This is a genomic window from bacterium, from assembly GCA_035505375.1.
In the GTDB taxonomy this organism is placed as follows: Bacteria; Hydrothermota; Tepidihabitantia; order Tepidihabitantales; family Tepidihabitantaceae; genus UBA2258.
Map to the genome: position 1 here is coordinate 1 of DATJQV010000059.1, position 18540 is coordinate 18540.

Annotated in this window: 14 protein-coding genes and 1 tRNA gene; 7 read left to right on the forward strand and 8 right to left on the reverse strand. The window is 62.6% G+C overall.

Annotated features, from left to right (window positions below; translation table 11 throughout):
- Positions 1 to 461: 461 nt before the first annotated feature.
- The 5 genes from VMH22_09350 to deoC form a co-directional block, all read right to left on the reverse strand.
- Positions 462 to 2582 (reverse strand): hypothetical protein, encoded by a 2121-nt coding sequence (locus tag VMH22_09350; protein ID HTW91902.1) that lies wholly within the window; start codon positions 2580 to 2582, stop codon positions 462 to 464.
- Positions 2583 to 2858: 276 nt separating this feature from the next.
- Positions 2859 to 3749, reverse strand: a complete 891-nt coding sequence (locus VMH22_09355; protein HTW91903.1) for a hypothetical protein — start codon at positions 3747 to 3749, stop codon at positions 2859 to 2861.
- Between the two features lie 464 nt (positions 3750 to 4213).
- A complete protein-coding gene (locus tag VMH22_09360) occupies positions 4214 to 4471 on the reverse strand; it encodes a DUF2283 domain-containing protein (GenBank protein ID HTW91904.1) in 258 nt (85 codons plus the stop codon).
- A gap of 324 nt (positions 4472 to 4795) precedes the next feature.
- Positions 4796 to 6046 carry a glycine C-acetyltransferase gene (gene kbl / locus VMH22_09365; GenBank protein HTW91905.1) on the reverse strand — a complete coding sequence of 417 codons (1251 nt, stop codon included), beginning with the start codon at positions 6044 to 6046 and terminating at the stop codon, positions 4796 to 4798.
- 47 nt (positions 6047 to 6093) lie between these two features.
- The gene (gene deoC / locus VMH22_09370) at positions 6094 to 6786 is read right to left on the reverse strand and encodes a deoxyribose-phosphate aldolase (protein ID HTW91906.1); all 693 of its coding nucleotides are present in this window, start codon (positions 6784 to 6786) and stop codon (positions 6094 to 6096) included.
- 101 nt (positions 6787 to 6887) lie between these two features.
- Between deoC and VMH22_09375 the strand changes: the two genes are divergently transcribed.
- Together VMH22_09375 and VMH22_09380 are read left to right on the forward strand one after the other, a co-directional pair.
- Positions 6888 to 9317, forward strand: coding sequence for a hypothetical protein (locus tag VMH22_09375; protein ID HTW91907.1), 2430 nt, complete (start codon positions 6888 to 6890; stop codon positions 9315 to 9317).
- A 9-nt stretch (positions 9318 to 9326) separates the two neighbouring features.
- Positions 9327 to 10634 (forward strand): SLBB domain-containing protein, encoded by a 1308-nt coding sequence (locus VMH22_09380; protein HTW91908.1) that lies wholly within the window; start codon positions 9327 to 9329, stop codon positions 10632 to 10634.
- A 17-nt stretch (positions 10635 to 10651) separates the two neighbouring features.
- On the opposite strand, the gene rpiB is transcribed toward VMH22_09380, so the two are convergent.
- From rpiB to VMH22_09395, 3 genes are all read right to left on the reverse strand, one after another.
- On the reverse strand, positions 10652 to 11092 hold the full coding sequence (gene rpiB / locus VMH22_09385; protein HTW91909.1) for a ribose 5-phosphate isomerase B: 441 nt from the start codon (positions 11090 to 11092) through the stop codon (positions 10652 to 10654).
- An 85-nt stretch (positions 11093 to 11177) separates the two neighbouring features.
- Complete coding sequence (locus tag VMH22_09390) at positions 11178 to 12107, reverse strand: branched-chain amino acid transaminase (GenBank protein ID HTW91910.1); 930 nt, start codon at positions 12105 to 12107, stop codon at positions 11178 to 11180.
- A 161-nt stretch (positions 12108 to 12268) separates the two neighbouring features.
- Positions 12269 to 12341 (reverse strand) — tRNA-Met (locus VMH22_09395).
- A gap of 174 nt (positions 12342 to 12515) precedes the next feature.
- On the opposite strand from VMH22_09395, the gene surE reads away from it, so the two are divergent.
- The 5 genes from surE to VMH22_09420 all read left to right on the forward strand — a co-directional run bounded on the left by surE (position 12516) and on the right by VMH22_09420 (position 18420).
- Positions 12516 to 13280: a 5'/3'-nucleotidase SurE gene (gene surE / locus VMH22_09400; GenBank protein ID HTW91911.1), complete on the forward strand. Its 765-nt coding sequence runs from the start codon at positions 12516 to 12518 to the stop codon at positions 13278 to 13280.
- A gap of 178 nt (positions 13281 to 13458) precedes the next feature.
- Positions 13459 to 14004: an HDIG domain-containing protein gene (locus tag VMH22_09405; GenBank protein HTW91912.1), complete on the forward strand. Its 546-nt coding sequence runs from the start codon at positions 13459 to 13461 to the stop codon at positions 14002 to 14004.
- Positions 14005 to 14877 carry a glycine--tRNA ligase subunit alpha gene (locus VMH22_09410; GenBank protein HTW91913.1) on the forward strand — a complete coding sequence of 291 codons (873 nt, stop codon included), beginning with the start codon at positions 14005 to 14007 and terminating at the stop codon, positions 14875 to 14877.
- 143 nt (positions 14878 to 15020) lie between these two features.
- Positions 15021 to 16238, forward strand: coding sequence for an ATP-binding protein (locus VMH22_09415; protein HTW91914.1), 1218 nt, complete (start codon positions 15021 to 15023; stop codon positions 16236 to 16238).
- A gap of 397 nt (positions 16239 to 16635) precedes the next feature.
- Positions 16636 to 18420, forward strand: coding sequence for a hypothetical protein (locus VMH22_09420; GenBank protein ID HTW91915.1), 1785 nt, complete (start codon positions 16636 to 16638; stop codon positions 18418 to 18420).
- Positions 18421 to 18540: the final 120 nt, after the last annotated feature.

Here is an 18540-nt window from a genome sequence, read left to right on the forward strand (position 1 = left end):
GCACGGAAGCCTACGGGAAGTCGTCTCCGGACTCAGCACCGTCGACGCGATCCAACGCCGGATGACAGCTTACGTCCGTCTGCATGCACCTTTCACCTGCAATAGCCCCGATTTTCAACAGCATTGATGCCACGCTCCCACTATATTACACAAACGGGATCTGGAATGAGCGATGAAAATGCTGCTCTCCACCCGTGGCTGAAGGACTCGCGGCGTGCCGTCCGGTTCCGACCACTGCAAACTGCCTGCTGGTCTGGTCACTCACGCCAGCGAACCTGCGCCCTCGCCTCCTCGACTTCATCTCTAATCACTAACCCCCAGCACCTTTCCTGCACACCGCCAGCTCCGCCGCAAACAACCTACTTGGCGCGGCGGATCAGAAACTGAGGACGTGTCCCTCCCCCTTGACAGAAACGCGAAGGGCGACTTGCGCCGCCCTCGATCCAGTCGAACGCCTGCGCCTAGCGTCTGTATCCGATGAACGAAACAGAGTTGCCCCGATTGGCAACATAGACACCGGAACCATCCGGCAGGCTGGCCGCGCCGTAGGGTGTGCTGCCGACGCCGACGGTCTTGACGACGGTGTTGTCCGATGTGCGGATGATCTCCACGCTATTGGCGTCCCGGTTTGTCACGTAGACATATTGCCCGCCTGGTAACGCAGTGAGGCCGCACGCCCGGCCAGCGGACACCGGGATGCTGTCTACGACGTGATTATCCGACGTGCGAATCACCATCACCGGCGCGCCGTATTCGTACCGGCTGACGTAGACATAGTCGCCGTCCGGCAGGACCGCAAGCCGATGAACTGAGGCGCCGGCATCGATTGTCCTGACGACTGTATTGTCCGAGGTCCTGATGACATAGACCAGACCGGAATAGGAGCAGGTCACGTAGACGAACTGCCCGTTGGGCAGGGCGCCGATGCCGCAGGGCTCGGCCCCGACCGGGATGTTGGTTACGACCGAGAAGTCCGAGGTGCGGATGACGGCCACCTTGTTGGTGGGGTTGCCCAGCGCGATGTAGATGTACTCGCCATTCGGCAGGCACGCGACGCCGCGCGGGGCGTCGATCAGGTCGACGCTGTCAATGACGGTGTTGTCGGAAGTGCGGATGGAGTAGAGGCGGTCCGGGGCGTTCGGGTGATACTCATCGAAGCTGCCGACGTATACGTGTCGCCCGTCCGCGTCGCAGTCGATATGCGTTGGGCCGCACGCGATGTGCAGGGTATCGACGATGACATTGTCCGAAGTCCGCATGACGTAGACGGCGTCATCGTACTCGCCGGTGATGTAGACCCGACCGGTGTTGCGCGGGCAGACCAGGTTCTGGGGATGGCCGTCGGTCGTCGGGATGCTTGCGACGACCGTGTCCGGGTACACGCTGCGTTTTCCTGCTCTCCTGCCGCCTCCGGGCGAAGCCGGTCCTACCAGATCGAGATAGTCGATGCCGAACATGTACGACTGGACCGCTTTGGGGTTGCTGCCCACGATGCGGAATTCCAGCGTGTGCTGGCCCTGCTTGAGCGCGTGACTGCCCATGTCCAGGGGACCGGTGGTGGTCACTCCGTGCGAGTTACCGTCTGTGGGCCGACCGTTGTACAGGTCCAGGGGTTCGCCCAACTTGCGGCCATCCAGATAGCACTGCTCGATGCCGTAGTCGTTGGCCTTGGTCAACTGGAGTTTCACTTCATATGTGCCCGTCGTCGCTACGTCGAAGCCCAGCTCAAGCCTGTCACCTAGCTTGGTGTTGCGCCACCACAGGTGAGCGCCACCGCTCCACGAGCCCGCCCACCTTTGGTCGGAAGGCTGCCGGCCTGCGGTGCCGCCCGTCACGTGCAGGATCTTCATGTCTTCGCCCTCGAACCGAATGACGCCCGGCGGAGGAGGAGGGTACGTCGGAGGAACGCGTGGCGGGGGCCCGGGCGGGATGTTCTGGGGCCTTGCCTCCGGTCTGACCCAGACCTCACCCGTGCGGGTGATAAGGCCGGTCCGCGAGTTTACCACGCGGGCCATGACCTTCAGGCCGCCATCCATATGCGCGACCGTGCCTGCTACGATTCCGGAGAGCCGGAATACTCTGACTAAGTTGCGTCGGGCAGTAGTGTCCATCACCGCGGCCCGCGTTGGCGCGACAACACCGAGAAGCTGCGCGACCGCCTCGCGCTCGACTACCCGGCACCGGCCGGAACTGGTCAGAAACGCTTCCAGCGCTTCGGCCATGTAGGCGTCCGTATCGCTTACTGAGCCGTTCAGTTCCTCGAAGGGCGTGACCGCCAGTCGAGGCAGGGACTCGCAATGGGTGCTGTCGGTCAGCATCTGGGCGAGAGCCGCGAGAGCCGAATCCAGTCCCGCTGCCGGCCTTGGCTCGGCCGGTGCTGGGATATGGGCTCTGAATCTGTAAGGAGGTGTCGGTACCATTAGCAGGGAGTCCAACCGCTGCCTGGGGCCGTCCTCGAGCACTCCCTGCTCGCTTTCGGCGGACGGAGCATCCCGAACCACGGTTTCCGTCGCACGTCCAGACGACAGGACCGTCAGGCACAGGCAGAGGATAACCGGCGTCAACACAGATAGCTTCCTCACAAGACCTCCTTTGGGCGAAGGCAAACCATCCACAGAATGGCAGCCTGGGTGGAACATGCGGCCTGCACGAGGCCCTCAGGGCCACCTATTACCATATACGCGGCTCTTGGAACTCCCTCCAGCATTCAGTGTCGGATTCCCGGAACATCGGGCGGGGGTGTCAAATGGCGCACGGGGCAGATGTCCGGGCGGAATTGGGGCGCGGTCGATGCCATGTGAGGCGTGTCGGGGCCGTGATCGGGGAGCTGCCTGCATTGAGTCCTGCTCCTGACATGCCTAGAAACCCCTCGAACGGAAGTAGTCTAGAGCGGTCGAGTACTTTCGAGCACGGGTTAGTTCGCCCAGCCGCGCCCAACGTTCTTGCTGAGCGACTAGGAACGAGTGGGCTGCACGGGCCTCCTCATCGAATGGGAGTCTAAGCACGGAGGCGTCTTTCTTCACCTTTTCGCCCAGGTAGTCTAGTATGAACGCCCGATCAGCGGCATCCCGCGACACGAGTCGGCTTGCCTCTTTGGCCAACGCCCGTTCCATGATGTAGTCGCCCGTGTTTGGCAGGGCCAAGGCGCTGTCGATGACGCCTAGCAGCCCCGGGCCCACAACTACTCTCAGGGAATCCGCTATCCGTGATTCCAAGTGGTTTCCGGCGCAGAGCGCGTGGCCGTACGCTTCCCCAGGACTCAGGTTGGCACCGACCTCGACGTCAATCCCGCCACGGAGGGGAAAGCCCTTGGCCAGCCCCTGCAGATAGAGTAGGGCTGCGCTCATCAGACCGGCCTCAACCGCTGGCATCATGAGGTGGTGGCTGCTTGTCTCATCGTGCAGCTGGGCAAACATGATTACGGTGTCGCCGAAACTCTGCGACTTGAGTTCGCTGAATGTGTAGCCCGCGTACGTCCCCGCTAGCGTCTTCTGGGCCTCCCGATACTGCCTGCACAACTCGGCCGCAGCAAGCCGCAACCAGTATATTGGTTGGACCGCTTCTTCGACCGCGGTAATGGCCTCCTGGAGTTGCGCCGCTTCGGAGTATGGACCATGAGCGCGCCGCAGAATATCCTTTTGTCCGAGCACGTCCAGGTACGTCATGAAGTAGAGCCGTCCACGTATGTCGCCCGGCTGTGTCAGGCCAGCCTCTTTGATGAATTCGTGATCGAACGTTCGGCCAGCCATTCGGAGTGCTTTACGCCCTGCCGACGGCAAAACGCGCGTAGCCAGACGGAGAAGGAGCGCCCAACGTGTTCCGCGCCTCCATCACAGGCAGACCAGACTCAGGGTCTGACATATCGCCGGATTGTAGCTCAAGGCGGATTGGAGTCAATGGAAGAGGAACAAGGTTTCATGAGGTAGAAAGAGAGATCGAGATGCGGGCACCCGATAATTCAGAAATCAGAGACCAGATACCAGAATGCAGAAGTGATAGAAGAGGGGTCCAGGATTCAAGGATTCAAGGGATCGAGTGACGGGCAATCCCTTCGGAGCTTCGTGCCTTGGTGTCTTGGTGGTAGAGCTTGGTTCCGGACTTGGCGATCTTGGCGTCCTTGGCGGCTAACCCATTTTTGATTGACGACTTTGGATTGCCGGACCGGTATCCGAAGCGGAGATCGGTTGGCGGCTAGCGGGTTACGAGCGGTCGGTCAGCGGTTTCGGCCCTTGCGGGCCGGTCGGTCGCAGACGGCCAGCGCGTCGGGTTCTTGCTCAATGCCGGCAAGTCGGTACGAGAACTCGGCGACGTCAGTCTGCTGCTTGGCGTGCTCAATCGTCATGCTGACCACGCGGCCGGCATCGTCGAGTTCGACCAGAACGTTCTCGTTCAGGTCGTGTGTCTCAACGATCTTTCTGTCACTGAAGTCAACCAACAGGGTGTCGGTGTCCTGAAAGTACTTTACCTTCATCTCGTCCTGAAGTGCTGCATGAACTTCATTGCTGAAGTATATCTGCACGAGCCGCACTAGTCGAGGTCTATCGGCTGGCAGGGATAGGATACGAGGGTCGAGTGGGGACAATCGAAGCCAGATGTCAGAAGCTAGAAGTCAGAAGTGATAGTTCAGGCTACGCGGACATTGGCGGACTTGGCGGTTAACCCATTCTTGATTGACGATTGCCGATTTTGGATTGCCGGATCGGTATCCGAAGCGGGGATCGGTTGGCGGTTAGCGGGCCACGAGCGGAAAGAAACGGGGCGGCAGGATGCCGCCCCGTTTGATGTCGATTGTGACTTACAGGCCGTACTTGGCGATTACCTCGTCCTTGGTCTTGTGCAGGATGTCGTACTTCTTGCCGATCTTGGTGAAGGCGGCAACGGCCTTGTCGATGTGCTCCGTCTCGTGTCCGGCCGAAAGCTGAACGCGGATACGGGCGAGGCCCTTGCCCACCACCGGGTAGAAGAACCCGATGACGTAGATGCCTTCGGCATACATGTCGCGGGCGAAGTCCTGGGCCAGCTTGGCGTTGTAGAGCATGATCGGCACGATGGGATGCACGCCCGGCCGGATGTCGAACCCGGCGTCGGTCATCGCCTTGCGGAAGTGCATGGTGTTGCGCTCGAGCTTGTCGCGCCGCTCGGTGGACTTGGACAGGAGGTCGATGATGGTCACGGCCGAGGCGGCGATTACCGGCGGCAGCGTGTTGGAGAAGAGGTAGGGCCGGGAACGCTGGCGGAGCAGTTCGACTATCTCCTTGCGGGAGGCGGTGAACCCGCCGGACGCGCCGCCGAGCGCCTTACCCATGGTGCTGGTGATGATGTCCACGCGGCCCATCACGCCGCAGTGCTCGTGCGTGCCCTTGCCGTGCTTGCCCATGAACCCGGTCGAGTGCGAATCGTCGACCATTACCAGGGTGTCGTACTTCTCGCACAGGTCGCAGATCTGGGGGAGCAGGGCGACGTCGCCGTCCATCGAGAACGCGCCGTCGGTCGCGAAGACGCGGAACCGGGCCTTCTGCACCTCTTCCGACTTCAGCTTCTCTTCGAGGTCGGCGAGGTCCATGTGCTTGATGATGAACCTCTTCGCCTTGGAGAGCCTGATGCCGTCAATCACCGATGCGTGGTTGAGCGCATCGGTCATGATTACATCCTCTTCCTTGAACAGGGCCTCGAACAGGCCGCCGTTGGCATCGAAGCACGACGAGTAGAGAATCGCGTCGTCGAGCCCGAGGAAGGCTGCGATCTTCGTCTCGAGCTGGCGGTGGATGTCCTGGGTGCCGCAGATGAACCGCACCGACGACATGCCGTAGCCCCAGTCGTCGAGCGCCTTGTGCGCGGACTTGACTGTCTCGGGATGGCTTGAAAGCCCGAGGTAGTTGTTGGCGCAGAAGTTCAGGACCTCCTTCTGGGGCGCGCCGGTCGGGAACTCGACGTGGATGTCGGCACCCTGCGGTCCGTAGATGTACCTTTCCTCTTTGTAGAGACCTGCTTCGCGAACGCCTTTTAGTTCGGTCTGCAGGAACTCCTTCATTTTGCCGTAGGCCATTCGGTCCTCCTTGAGTACAGGGTTCCAGGGTTCAGGGGTTCGAGGGTTCAGGCGGATGCCTCACCCTTGGCCCCTGGTTCCTTGAGCCCTTGATTCCTTTCTTCGTTGACTATCGCGACGCCGGAGCTCGTGCCGATGCGCGTTGCCCCGGCCTCAATCATCTTCAGGGCGGTGGCGTAGTCACGGATGCCGCCCGCGGCCTTCACTCCAATCCTGCCCGCCGCCGTACGGGCAAGCAATAACACGTCCTCGACCGTGGCGCCGCCGGTCGAGAAGCCCGTGGAGGTCTTCACGAACGACGCGCCGGACTCGACCACCAGCCTCGTCGCCCGCGCCTTCTCTTCTTCGGTCAGCAGGCCGGTCTCGATGATGACCTTCACCGGGCGGTTCTGAGCCGCGTCCAGCACCCGGTGGATGTCCGAAACCACCATCTCGTCCGCGCCCGCCTTTAACCAGCCGATGTTCATCACCATGTCCAGCTCGTCGGCCCCGAGATTCACCGCGGCCGCAGCCTCTGCCGCCTTGGCCTCGCGCAGCATCGCGCCCAGTGGGAACGCCACGACGGTGCAGACTCTTACATTGGTTCCTTCCAACCGTCTGCGGCACAGCGGGACGTAACACGAATTGACGCAGACGGCGGCGAACCCGTACTCAGCCGCCTCCGCGCATAGCTGTTCAACCTGCGCCGGCACTACCTCGGGTTTGAGCAGCGTATGGTCAATCAGCCGGGCAATCCCCATGTGATCTATCCTACCATAACGGCCGGACGACTCAAGCCCTGCCGCTGACCGAATTCCGCCCGGCATTGACTCCCTGCGTCGGGACCATACGATTAGCTGCCATGTCCGGCACACGGCAGGACGCCCCCAGACTTCTTGAAAACCCCGACTGGCGTCGACGGCCCCGGCCAGGCAGCAGCGCGCTGCTGCTCGCGGCGGTCGGCTGCCTCGGCATTGCAACTCAGATAGTCGTTCTGCGCGAACTGATGGCTGCGTACGGCGGCAACGAACTCTCGGCCGGCGTCACGGTCGCGGTCTGGATTCTCTGCGAGGCACTCGGCGCCTGGCTTGCCGGGAGCGCTCGTGCATCGTTCATCGTTGAGCGCACGACGTTTCTTTGCGCCCTCTCCGTTATCTGCTCCCTGATTTCGGTGCCGGCCGCGGTACTGGCGCGGCCGCTGCTTGGAGTTCTGCCCGGCGAGACTCTGTCGATTCCGCTGCTGCTGCTCGCGACATTTGCGGTCGTGTTCTTGCCCGCGGCATCGCACGGCGCGCTATTCGTGGCCGCGGCGGCCATTCACGCTCAGCCGGCTCCGGACGCCGGGCCGATAGCCGGTGGCGTCGGCTCCGCCTATGTGTGGGAGGGGATTGGAACGGCGCTGGCCGGACTTGTCTGTTTCCTTCTGCTCAACCGAATGCCATCGCTTTCGATGGTCGCGCTGTCGGCGCTGCCGCTTGTCGCGGCTGCGGGATTCGGACAAGGACGGCCACGGACGAAATGGACGATGTGGACCCTCGGATTGGGAGTGCTTGCCTTGCTGGTGCTAGGACTGCCGGCCGAGAAGTTGGCGTGGGGCGCGGCCTGGCGCGGGCAGCGGGTCACAGCGATCGCCAATTCGCCCTATGGCAAGATTGTCCGGCTCGAACGGGCCGGCCAGCGGATTGTCCTCTACGACGGCCTGCCGGTCGCCACCGCACCGACTACCGGGACTGAACGGGTTGAGGAGCTCGCGCTGCTGCCGGTGCTCTGCCATCCCGCCCCCCGCCGCGTCCTCGTGCTCGGCCAGGACCTGGCCATCCCGATCACGCTTGCACGCTTCCGCCCGGACATCGAGGTCACGACCGTCCAGCTCGACCCGGCCATGATGCGGGCCGTTCTTTCCGTCCTCGCGACCGATACCTCCGTCGGAATGAATCCATCGACGGCCGGCGCCCCATCGTTCTCATACCGGATCGCGGACCCGCTCGAATTCCTCGGTCGGCCTCTACGGCACCGGTCGGATAGTATGACCTCCGGTGACTACGATTGCATAATACTGACCGACGCGGCGCCAACCAGTCTCGGCGCGAGCCGGTTGTTCACGGCCGAGTTCTACCGGCTCTGCCGTTCGCGCCTCGCGCCCGGCGGAATACTGGCGGTTGCCGGACCGGGAAACCCGGCCAGCCTGTCCCCGGACCTGGTGGCGCTCATTTCCACCAGGCAGCAGACCATCATGACCGCATTCAGATACGCCCTGCCAGTCGCGGCCGACTTCCCACTCCTGCTTGCATCCGACCGCCGGCCGGCCCTCGAAGCCGCGACCCTGTTCCCGCGACTTGCGCGACTTTCACTTTCACCAAGGATGCTCGACTCGGCCTACCTCGCCGCTTTGCTCGACCCGTTTCGGCAGCGGCTGTTGGCCGCGCAGATCGACATCGGTTCATCACGTCTCGCTGTCGGCCTCGGTGCCCCCAGTCGGACAGCGCGACTATCGACATCAGTCGTCCCACGAGAATTCTTCTTGAACATGGTGCGGGAGAACCGGCTGGTCTCACCCGGGTTCGGAGCGCTTTACGAGAGACTCGGTGGCATGTCGCCGGATGTTCTGCCTCTTCTGATGGCAGCGCTGCTCCTTGTCGGCCTGGTCGGAGCACTCTACCGCCGCCGCCGTGCGTTGGCGACGGCGGATCCTGCCGGATACTTCAGCCGTGGGTTTGCGGTTCTGACCTCCGGGTTTTCGGGAGCGTCGGTATCGTCGCTGCTCGTGTTTACCTGGCAGGTCCGGTTCGGCTCGGTCTTTTCAGGCGTCGCCCTCCTGGTGACAGCGTTCATGCTCGGAACCGTGCTGGGCGGTCTCGTCGGTACGCGCTTATCACCCGTGCGTCGTTCGTCATTCCTTGCTTGTGCGTTCACCGGCTCCGACCTCGCACTTGCGTCCTGCGCAGCCGCGACTCTGCTTCTGATCCGGAGTGGCCAGCAATGGTCCTTGCTGCTCGGCAACGGCATCGCGGGCGCCTGCCTCGGATTTCAGTTCGCCGCGGCCGGCAGCGCCGCCACCCACGGAAAAGTGTCTTCTGCCCCCCGTCGCGCTGCCGGCGTGCTGACCGGACTTGATCTCACCGGCGGCAGCCTCGGCGGAATACTGACCGCGCTGGTGATCGTACCCGTTCTAGGGCTCGGCGCGGCAGCGCTGTTCGCGGGTGGAATCAAGCTCGCCAGCGCGCTCGTTCAGTCGGTAGGTGCTCGTCCCGGTTCGCAGCCCCGAGTTGACACCTTGCCTCATGCTCCATAGAATGGCCGGGTGAAGACTCCCCTGATTCTGGTACTTTTTGCCTTCTTTACTGCGGCGACGGCCGCCCAAAGCTCGTCCTCAGCGGCCAACGGCGCGTCGTCCGCAGGCGCGACCGGGCTCAGCGAGTCGCAAGTCCTCAAGCTACCCGGGGTCGAAAGCCCGATCATCTCCGACCAGTACTATTTGGCGCCCGGCGACCGCCTTCAGGTCACGGTGCAGGGCAGCGTCGCCTATTCGTACGAGGCGCTGGTGACGTACGAAGGCAAAGTGGACATCAGCATCCCGGTCAAGGATGAGAAGCAAGAGGTGATTGACGTCATTCCGGTTTCCGGGCTCACGCTGGCCCAGGCCCAGGATACCCTCACGATGGTCATGTGCCGGCTCTTCAAGACCGCCAGAGTGAAGTTGACTCTGATCGGCCTGCGTTCCGGCATCGTATTCGTGACCGGCGAGGTCAGAAGCCCTGGCGCGTACGACGCTCTGCCGGTAGAGCGCGTCTCGCAGATCATCACCCGGGCCGGCGGCATCGCGCCGCTCGGCAGCCGGACTCACATCAAACTAATCCGGGGCGGCGTCGTCTACTCCATCGTCGACATCGAGCGGTTTGAGGTAAGTGGCGATCTGAACGCCAACCCGTATGTGCAATCGGGCGACGTCATCCAGATACCCACGGTTGAGGGACTGGCGACGGTGAAAGGAGCGGTATTTGGCCGGGGTGAGTCCCGCTTGCGCGCCCCCACGATCGATGCCCCGGATCTGACGAGAGAACGGACAAGTGAGGGCATCTACGAACTAACACAGGGCGCGCGAGTGTCCGACGTGATTACCCAGGCCGGCGGCATCACACCGTGGGCAGACCTCACCGGCAGCTACATCGATCGGCTGGTGGTCGGCGGCAGCGGCGCACGCAAGAGGATACCAATTGACCTCCGCCGCATCATATTTGAGAGAGACTCGGCTGACGATATCGACATGGCTAACTTCGACGTCGTCGTGGTACCGGCCTTCGATACGCTGGTCTACGTCGAGGGTGAAGTCACGAAACCGGGCCCGTTTCCATACTACGCGGGCCTGAAGGCCGATAACTACGTCGGTCAGGCCGGTGGCCCGACCATCTACGCCAGCTTAAGATCAATGTACGTGCTGCGTTCGGGCCGGCGCGTTTCCGGACGCATCAACCCGGTCGTGGAGCCGGGCGACGTGGTGATGATACCGCGCGTCGGGCTGAAGTGGTGGCAGGACTACGTGCCGATAATCGGCGCTGCTGCCTCCGCCGCCACTATCTTGGCGACGCTCAAGGCGTTTAGCATCATATAGCCAGGCCGCCCGAACAGTCAGACTCGACCAACCCGTCCCAACTTACGGACGCGCCGCGCGTGTCGGCCCCCGGCGAACTCGGTCGCGAGCCACGTCCGCGTAATCCGCCGCGCCTCCTCGCCGGAGATGACGTCGGCGCCCATGCAGAGCACGTTCGATTCGTTGTGTTCGCGCGACAACCGCGCGAGCCGTACACTGTCGACCAAGGCAGCGCGCACGCCACGCACCTTGTTCGCGGCAATGGACATACCGATCCCGGTTGAACATATCAGGATGCCGCGGTCGGCCCGGCGCCGTGCCACGGCACGGGCGACCTTGAAAGCGTAGTCCGGGTAGTCGACGCGGTCCGGGCTGGCCGGTCCGTAGTCGACGACGTCAACGCCGCGCGCGGCCAGCCAGCGCTTCAGTTCCTCCTTGAGCCGGAAGCCGCGGTGGTCCGCGCCGAGCGCGACCTTCACGGCCGGAGAGGGCTGAGGGATGAAGGATGAAGGCGGCCGTTTCCTGGCTTCAGCCTTTCCCGTTTCATCCCTTCCTCTTTCATCCTTACCGGACGAATGTCAGCCAGTTGTACTTGTCCGGCTTCTTGCCGTCGATGATGGCGAAGAATTCCTGCTGCAGGTGCTTGGTGATCGGCCCGCACTTTCCCGCGCCGATGGTGATCTTGTCCACCGAACGGATCGGCGTCACCTCGGCGGCGCTGCCGGTGAAGAAGACTTCGTCGGCAATGTAGAGGAACTCACGCAGCATCATCGTTTCGATAACGGTGTACCCGAGCTCGCGGGCGAGGGTAATCACCGTGGCCCGGGTGATCCCGGGCAGCACGGTCGCGTGCAGCGGCGGCGTGTGGATGACTCCGTCCTTGACGATGAACAGGTTCTCACCCGAACCCTCGGAAAGGAAGCCGTTGACGTCGAGCGCGATGCCCTCGACGAACCCGTACTTGATGGCTTCCATCTTGATGAGCTGCGAATTCATGTAGTTGGCGCAGGTCTTCGACATCGCCGGGAACGTATTCGGCGCCATCCGGTTCCACGACGACACCATCACATCAACCCCGGAGTCCAGCGCTTCCGGCCCCAGGTACTTGCCCCAGTACCAGGTAATCAGCGCGACGTCCACCGGGCAGGTGAACGGATTGACACCCAGTTCGTAGTACCCGCGATAGACGATCGGCCGGATGTAGCACTCCTCAAGCTCGTTCTTCTTGACGAGGTCGATCATCGCCTGGTTCGTCTGTTCCTTCGTGAACGGGATATCCATACGGTAGATCTTCGCCGAGTTGAACAGCCGGTCGGTGTGTTCCTTCTGTCGGAAAATGGCCGGCCCCTTCGGGGTCTTGTAGCAACGGATGCCCTCAAACACGCCCGAGCCGTAGTGAATCACGTGCGAGCAGATGTGGATGTTCGCGTCCGCCCACGGCACGTACTTGCCGTTTATCCAGACGAACTTCGACTTCGTTTCCTCAAGACCCATGTTGCCTCCTGCCTAAGTAAAAGCGGGGCCCTCGGCCCCGCCGTGTGCAATCCATATCGAGAATCAGCAGTAATGCCATTTTCTGTACCTTCAGCCGCAACCCGGTGCTCTAATCGAAACCGAAGTCCGCCCTTCGGCGTTCGACATTCGGCATTTGCGGATGCTGGCGAAGGGAGTCGAACCCCTGACACTCGGATTATGATTCCGATGCTCTACCAACTGAGCTACGCCAGCGGGACGTTCATTCTAGCCATGCGGCCCGAACTGTCAAACCCAACCCGCCGCGCGGACGCGCAAGGACAAAGCAACGCGGAAAGCATGCAAATCCGAACTTCGGCCTTCCTGCTTTCGTCCTCTTGCTTTGTCCTTACTATTTTGTCCTTTGTACTTCCATGAGTATACTTGGATATGCTCAAGACCGGTTCCAAGCCCCTGATTCTCCTGACCAACGACGACGGCGTCGAGGCCCAGGGCATCAAAGACCTGCACGCCGGGCTGAAGGGCCTGGGCAGGGTCTGGGTCATCGCGCCGGCCGTGAACCAGTCCGCTGCCAGCCATTCGTTCACCCTGCGCAAGCCCATCAAGGTCTGGCGCCTGCGGCCGCACTGGCTCGCGGTCCACGGCACGCCGACCGACTGCGTGCTCGTCTCGCACCACGGCATCCTGAAACGCGAAATCGACCTCGTCTTCTCCGGCATCAACGACAGCCCCAACCTCGGCGACGACGTGCTCTACTCCGGGACGGTCGCCGCCGCAATCGAAGGCACGATGCTCGGCATGCCCTCGGTCGCAGTCTCCTACCTCAAGACCGGAGAGAACCGCGACACCACCATCCGGTTCCTGCGCCGGCTCGTGCCCCTGCTGCTCGACGGCATCCTGCCGACCAAGACGCTCCTGAACGTCAACATCCCGGCCGGCGAGGTCAAAGGCGTGAAGGTCACCCGGCTGGGCAAGCGCATCTACAAAGACATGGCAATCAAAGGCACCCTGCCGGACGGCGGCATCTCGTGGACGATTGACGGCGAATTGGCGTTCGAGGGGAGCGAGGGCACGGACTTCGAGGCGGTCTATTCGGGATACATCTCGGTCACGCCGCTCCACCTGGACATGACGCACCACGCCGAGATCGAACGCTTGCAGAAGGCGTTCGAAGGACTGAGCCTGAAAGGATGAAGGGGCGACGAAGGAAACCCCAATTCCCAAGTCCCAATGACCAGTCAATGACGAAGGGACAGAGCGCGGTCATTTGAACATTGGGGTTTGATTGGGAATTGGCGCTTGGTCATTGGTCATTCTGAGTTCTGCCTTTTGACTTGCCCCGCGCCGTCCCTATAATTCCGCTGGAGCAATCATGACACGAACTGAAGCTTACGACCTCGTGACGTCGATGGTCACGAACCGGAATCTCCTGAAGCACATGCTCGCTACCGAAGCGTGCCTGCGCGGGCTCGCCCGCAAACTCGGCGAGGACGAAGAAAAGTGGGGACTCGCCGGTCTGCTCCACGACGTGGACTATGACCAGACGAAGGATGATACGTCCAAGCACGGGTACGTAGGCGCTGAGATTCTGGCCCAGAAGGGCGTGGAACCGGACATCATCCAGGCCGTGAAGGCGCATGTCTGCGCCGTGCCGATTCAATCAAGACTCGACCGCGCGCTCTATGCCTCTGACCCTATCACCGGACTCATTGTCGCCGCCGCGCTGATGCACCCGACGAAGAAGCTTGCGAACGTGGACGCCGATTTCATCCTGCGCCGGTACAAAGAGAAGAAGTTCGCGGCCGGGGCCAACCGCGAACAGATTGCCACCTGCTCCGAGCTCGGGCTGTCGCTGGAAGACTTCACGACCATTTGCGTCGCCGCAATGCAGGGCATCGCCCCTGACCTGGGACTCTAGGTGTCAGACCCGCTCTGCCTGCAGGATATCGTTGCCCGGCTCCAAGGCTACTGGGCCGCGCGCGGCTGCGCGGTCGTGGCGCCCTACAATTCCGAAGTCGGCGCGGGCACGTTCAACCCGGCCACGTTCATCCGCGTGCTGGATTCCAGACCCTGGAACGTCGTCTACATCGAACCGTCCAAGCGACCGCGCGACGGCCGCTACGCCCAGAACCCGCTACGGGTCCAGCAGTTCTGGCAACTCCAGGCCGTCCTCAAGCCCGCGCCCGCTGACGTCCAAGACCTGTACCTCAGAAGCCTCGAGGCCATCGGCATCGACCTGAAGAAGAACGACATTCGGTTTACGGAGGACGACTGGGAGTCGCCGACCCTTGGCGCGTGGGGACTCGGCTGGCAGGTCGAACTCAACGGCATCGAAATCAGCCAGTTCACCTACTTCCAGCAGTGCGGCTCGATTGACCTGAAGGTCATCCCGGTCGAGCTTACCTACGGGCTCGAACGCATCGCCATGTTCGTGCAGAACGTTGACTCCATCTTCAACGTGAAGTGGAACGACACGCTGACCTGGGGCGATGTCTACCGCCAGAACGAAGAGGAATTCTCCAAGTTCAACTTCGAGGAAGCCGACGTCCCGCTCTACCGCGAGATGTTCGACAAGTTCGAATCAGAAGCCCAGCGCCTGCTCAAGCTTGGCCTCGTCTATCCAGGCTACGACCATGTCATCAAGTGCTCGCACTTCTTCAACCTGCTCGAGGCGCGCGGCGCCATCAGCGTCTCCGAGCGCCAGAATTACATCGCCCGTGTCCGCCGCCTCGCCCGCCTGACCGCAACTACCTACCTCGCCAAGGTCGAACCGGAACCGAAGCCGGCCTGACCTCCGACCGCACTTCTGACTTCTGCAATCTCGTCTCTGGCTTCTGACTTCTTCTGCCCTGAACTCCCGCCTTTCCGTATTCCTCCTCCATCCCCTCCTCCCGCTCCCTCTTGCACTTCTCGCAGTCTTGAGTAAAATTACTCATGGTATTGAGTAAACGGGGTGACGGTGGCGGGTATGTTCGCCCGCATGCCGCGGTGCTAGGCAAGCGTCTCGCCGAACCCCGGCGATTCATCCAGGTCGTTGCCGGACCGCGCCAAGTCGGAAAGACTACGCTGGTACGTCAGGTGCTCGCGAACCTCGGCACACCGTCGTCGTACGTCTCGGCCGATGAACCCTCCCTGCGCGGCAGCGACTGGGTCGCCCAGCAATGGGACGCCGCCCGGCTATCGGCCCGAACTGCCGGCCGCAGGGGAGCGGTGCTGGCCCTGGATGAAATCCACAAGGCGCCGGGCTGGTCCGAGTCAGTAAAGCGCCTGTGGGACGAAGATGCTGCCGAGCGTCTGCCGCTCCGGGTCGTCATTCTCGGCTCGGCCCCGCTGCTGATGCAGCAGGGCCTGGGCGAGAGCCTGACCGGCCGGTTTGAGGTCATCTACCTGCCTCATTGGTCGTTCACTGAGATGCGGGATGCCTTCGGGTTCGACCTTGGCCGCTATCTCCGGTTCGGCGGCTACCCTGGTGCGGCCGCGCTGACTCAGGACCCGGAACGCTGGCGTCGCTACATACTCGATGCCATCGTCGAAACCACGCTCTCCCGCGACGTCCTGCTGCTCACGCGGGTGGACAAACCGGCACTGCTGCGCCGGCTCTTTGACCTCGCCTGCCGGTACTCGGGGCAGGTGCTCGCCTACCAGAAAATGCTCGGCCAGCTCCATGACGCCGGCAACACGACCACACTCGCCCACTACCTCGACCTGCTGTCCGCAGCCGGCATTGTCACCGGCCTTGCCAAGTATTCCGGCGGCCGCGTGCGCCAGCGCGGCTCCAGCCCCAAACTGCTGGTGTTGAACACCGCTCTGCTCACCGCCGCGGTCGGGACCGATCCGGCCGACGTCGGCGCGGATTTCCACGGTCGCCTCGCCGAATCCGCGGTCGGGGCGCACCTTGCCAACGCGGCCGCGGCCCGGGAATGCGAGCTCTTCTACTGGCGCGAACGTAACCGCGAAGTTGACTTCGTGGTCAAGGTCGGCAGCCGCCTGACTGCTATCGAGGTCAAGACCGGCCGCTCCGAACCACGGGCCTTGCCCGGAATCGAGGCCTTTGCCGCCGAACACCACACGCACCGCCGGCTCCTGGTCGGCTCGGGCGGCATCCCGCTCGAGACCTTCCTGTCCGAACCGGTCCGCCACTGGACCGCCTGACCGCGACGACGTACCTCAGCAAGGTAGAGCCCGAGCAAAAGCCCTCCTGATCGAGCGAGTCCGCAATCCCGCCGCCTTGGCCCCTTCTGGATTCCGCCTTCCGCTCTCGTCTTCGCCATCCAAAGAGTCCGGCCCCGAATCCGAAATAGATTGCCACGCAGTCACGTGCTGTCCGACAGGGCACCTGAGGCCAGGACGGAGTGAAACGGACATAGGGCACTCTGCACCATTCAGATTCGTGTCTTTCGCGCGTTCGTGGCTCAACTTCGGGTCTGGGGTCCGGGAGTTGGTCGCGCGGTTGACAACTGGCACTATTAAGCTACAATCCACTCAGTTCTGAATATGTCGGGCTTGTCCGTCAGGTCCGCGCGGAGTTCGACGCGCAAAAGGAGGTCGCTTGAGAACTTTGGTCCTGATCCTGACCAGCATTGTGGTCGTAACGCTCGCTCGCGAGCCGCAATTGGTGCCGGCAGTCCGTATCCCGCACTGCAACAGTCGTACGCTATCGAATCAATCGCCTCCGTTGGTCTGCATCCCGCGACCAACGGTTGACCCTGCCGAACTGGTGGCGCCCCTCACGCGCATGTCGCCGGAGGAACGCGCGAACGGCAGGATGTTCATCACGGCAACCGCGCCCGAGGCGCGGGAAGTCGAGGCGCTGTGGAACCGGGGCGACTGCGACGCGGCCATCGCCGCGCTGCGACAGTGGGCCGAGCGCACCGAACTGCGGAACACCTACGTGGGCTTCAACTGGCGCGCGCCGATTGCCCCTTCTGCGGCCGGGTGGGGCGCGAACGTGCGAGTCGGCTCGCGGGACAGCGCGTACCTGGTCTGCTTCCAGCGGGACAACGCCACGGGCAACCTGCTAATTGCCTCGGCTTGCCGGGACGGAGCGAACACGGACCTTATCGTCGACCTGTCCACCAACGGCGGCTCGACCTGGAACGAGACCCACTACGGCTTTTGGACCGGACAGGCCCTCATTCGGGACCTGGAGATGACCGGATCGGCCGGATTCGAATACGTGGCTTACCTTCACAGTTGGGTGCCGGACTCCTGCTACTGCCTTCGTCTGAACGCGGCGACGGGCGCCTATGCCAAGATGCCGGACAGCTCCACTGGCAAGACAATCCTCGCCACATCGCGAGTCGGCGACACGCTGGACCAGATTGCCATCACAAGCTCGGACGACCAAATCCCGGGATGGGAGATCGAAGTGGTCGGCGGTACCCGACAGCACGCGGTCGAGGGCGGGTTCACTGTCGACCAGGGGGCGAACTGGATCCTCTATGCCGCGTTGGACAGCTTCTACTGGGGCGGTCTCGACTACTGCTACAACCACTATGATTCACTTGTCGCCAACCGCTACGTGTTCCTCTCCTGTCTGACCAAACACAGTGGCACATTCTATCCGGGGTACGCTTTCTACGCCGGTGGCTGGGTCCCCGTGTATCTCATCGTTCCGATGGATTCGCTCGGCGTCACCCAGACGACCGGCATCACCGCGTGGCGCGACACCATCGCCCTGGCCTATTCCCGTACGGCCGGGTCCGGCTGCGTCGTTACTTGCCTGATCTCAAATGACACCGGCAATGTCTGGGCCCAGCACCTCCTTACTGACTCCTCGGTCGGGCGCGAGAATGTGTCCATCTGCGGTAGACTCGGAGACGGCATCGGCGTGGCCTGGCGCGACTACGGCGGAGGTTTGCGTTCGATCGTCGGCTGTCACAGCGGCTACGCGGGCTCGACGTGGAACACGCCGGATACCATCAACGACCACAAACCGGACTGGACGGACAAGCCGCGAGTCGCACGGGTGGCACCGGGTGTCTACGGCGTCTGCTACATCACCTACGATCCGACGGCCTATGGCAGCATCTGGTACAACCGCAGCGACTGGAGTGGAGGTATCGCCGGGCCGAATCCGGTCCAGGTCTTGCCGATGAGCTTGTTCGCGACTCCGCGTCGTGGCGGCGCAAAGCTCAGCTTCGCCAATCCGGTGACGGGTCGGGTCAACTTGTCGGTGTTTGACGCTATGGGGCGCCGGGTGCTACGCCGGTCCGAACTGCTCAAGGCCGGAGCGCAGATGCTCAACTGCCCGGTGCCGGTGTCGGGCAGCTACATCGCGGTGCTCAAGACGCCGGCAGCGATGGCGACGGCCAAGTTCTCCGTGCTCAGGTAACCAATTCCCCGGAATGTCGCACAGGGGCGGGCGAAGGCCCGCCTCTTCATCTGTGCCGGAACGACGCGGGCGGAGAGCGAGACTAACCAGGTCCCTGCCTTCGAGCCTTGACGCCCGGTC

Excerpts from the sequence above, each read along its gene's own strand:
- VMH22_09355 (HTW91903.1), bottom strand. The coding sequence starts at position 3,749 with ATGGCTGGCCGAACGTTCGATCACGAATTCATCAAAGAGGCTGGCCTG.
- VMH22_09360 (HTW91904.1), bottom strand. The coding sequence starts at position 4,471 with ATGAAGGTAAAGTACTTTCAGGACACCGACACCCTGTTGGTTGACTTC.
- kbl (HTW91905.1), bottom strand. The coding sequence starts at position 6,046 with ATGGCCTACGGCAAAATGAAGGAGTTCCTGCAGACCGAACTAAAAGGC.
- deoC (HTW91906.1), bottom strand. The coding sequence starts at position 6,786 with ATGGGGATTGCCCGGCTGATTGACCATACGCTGCTCAAACCCGAGGTA.
- VMH22_09375 (HTW91907.1), top strand. The coding sequence starts at position 6,888 with ATGTCCGGCACACGGCAGGACGCCCCCAGACTTCTTGAAAACCCCGAC.
- VMH22_09390 (HTW91910.1), bottom strand. The coding sequence starts at position 12,107 with ATGGGTCTTGAGGAAACGAAGTCGAAGTTCGTCTGGATAAACGGCAAG.
- surE (HTW91911.1), top strand. The coding sequence starts at position 12,516 with ATGCTCAAGACCGGTTCCAAGCCCCTGATTCTCCTGACCAACGACGAC.
- VMH22_09405 (HTW91912.1), top strand. The coding sequence starts at position 13,459 with ATGACACGAACTGAAGCTTACGACCTCGTGACGTCGATGGTCACGAAC.
- VMH22_09415 (HTW91914.1), top strand. The coding sequence starts at position 15,021 with ATGGTATTGAGTAAACGGGGTGACGGTGGCGGGTATGTTCGCCCGCAT.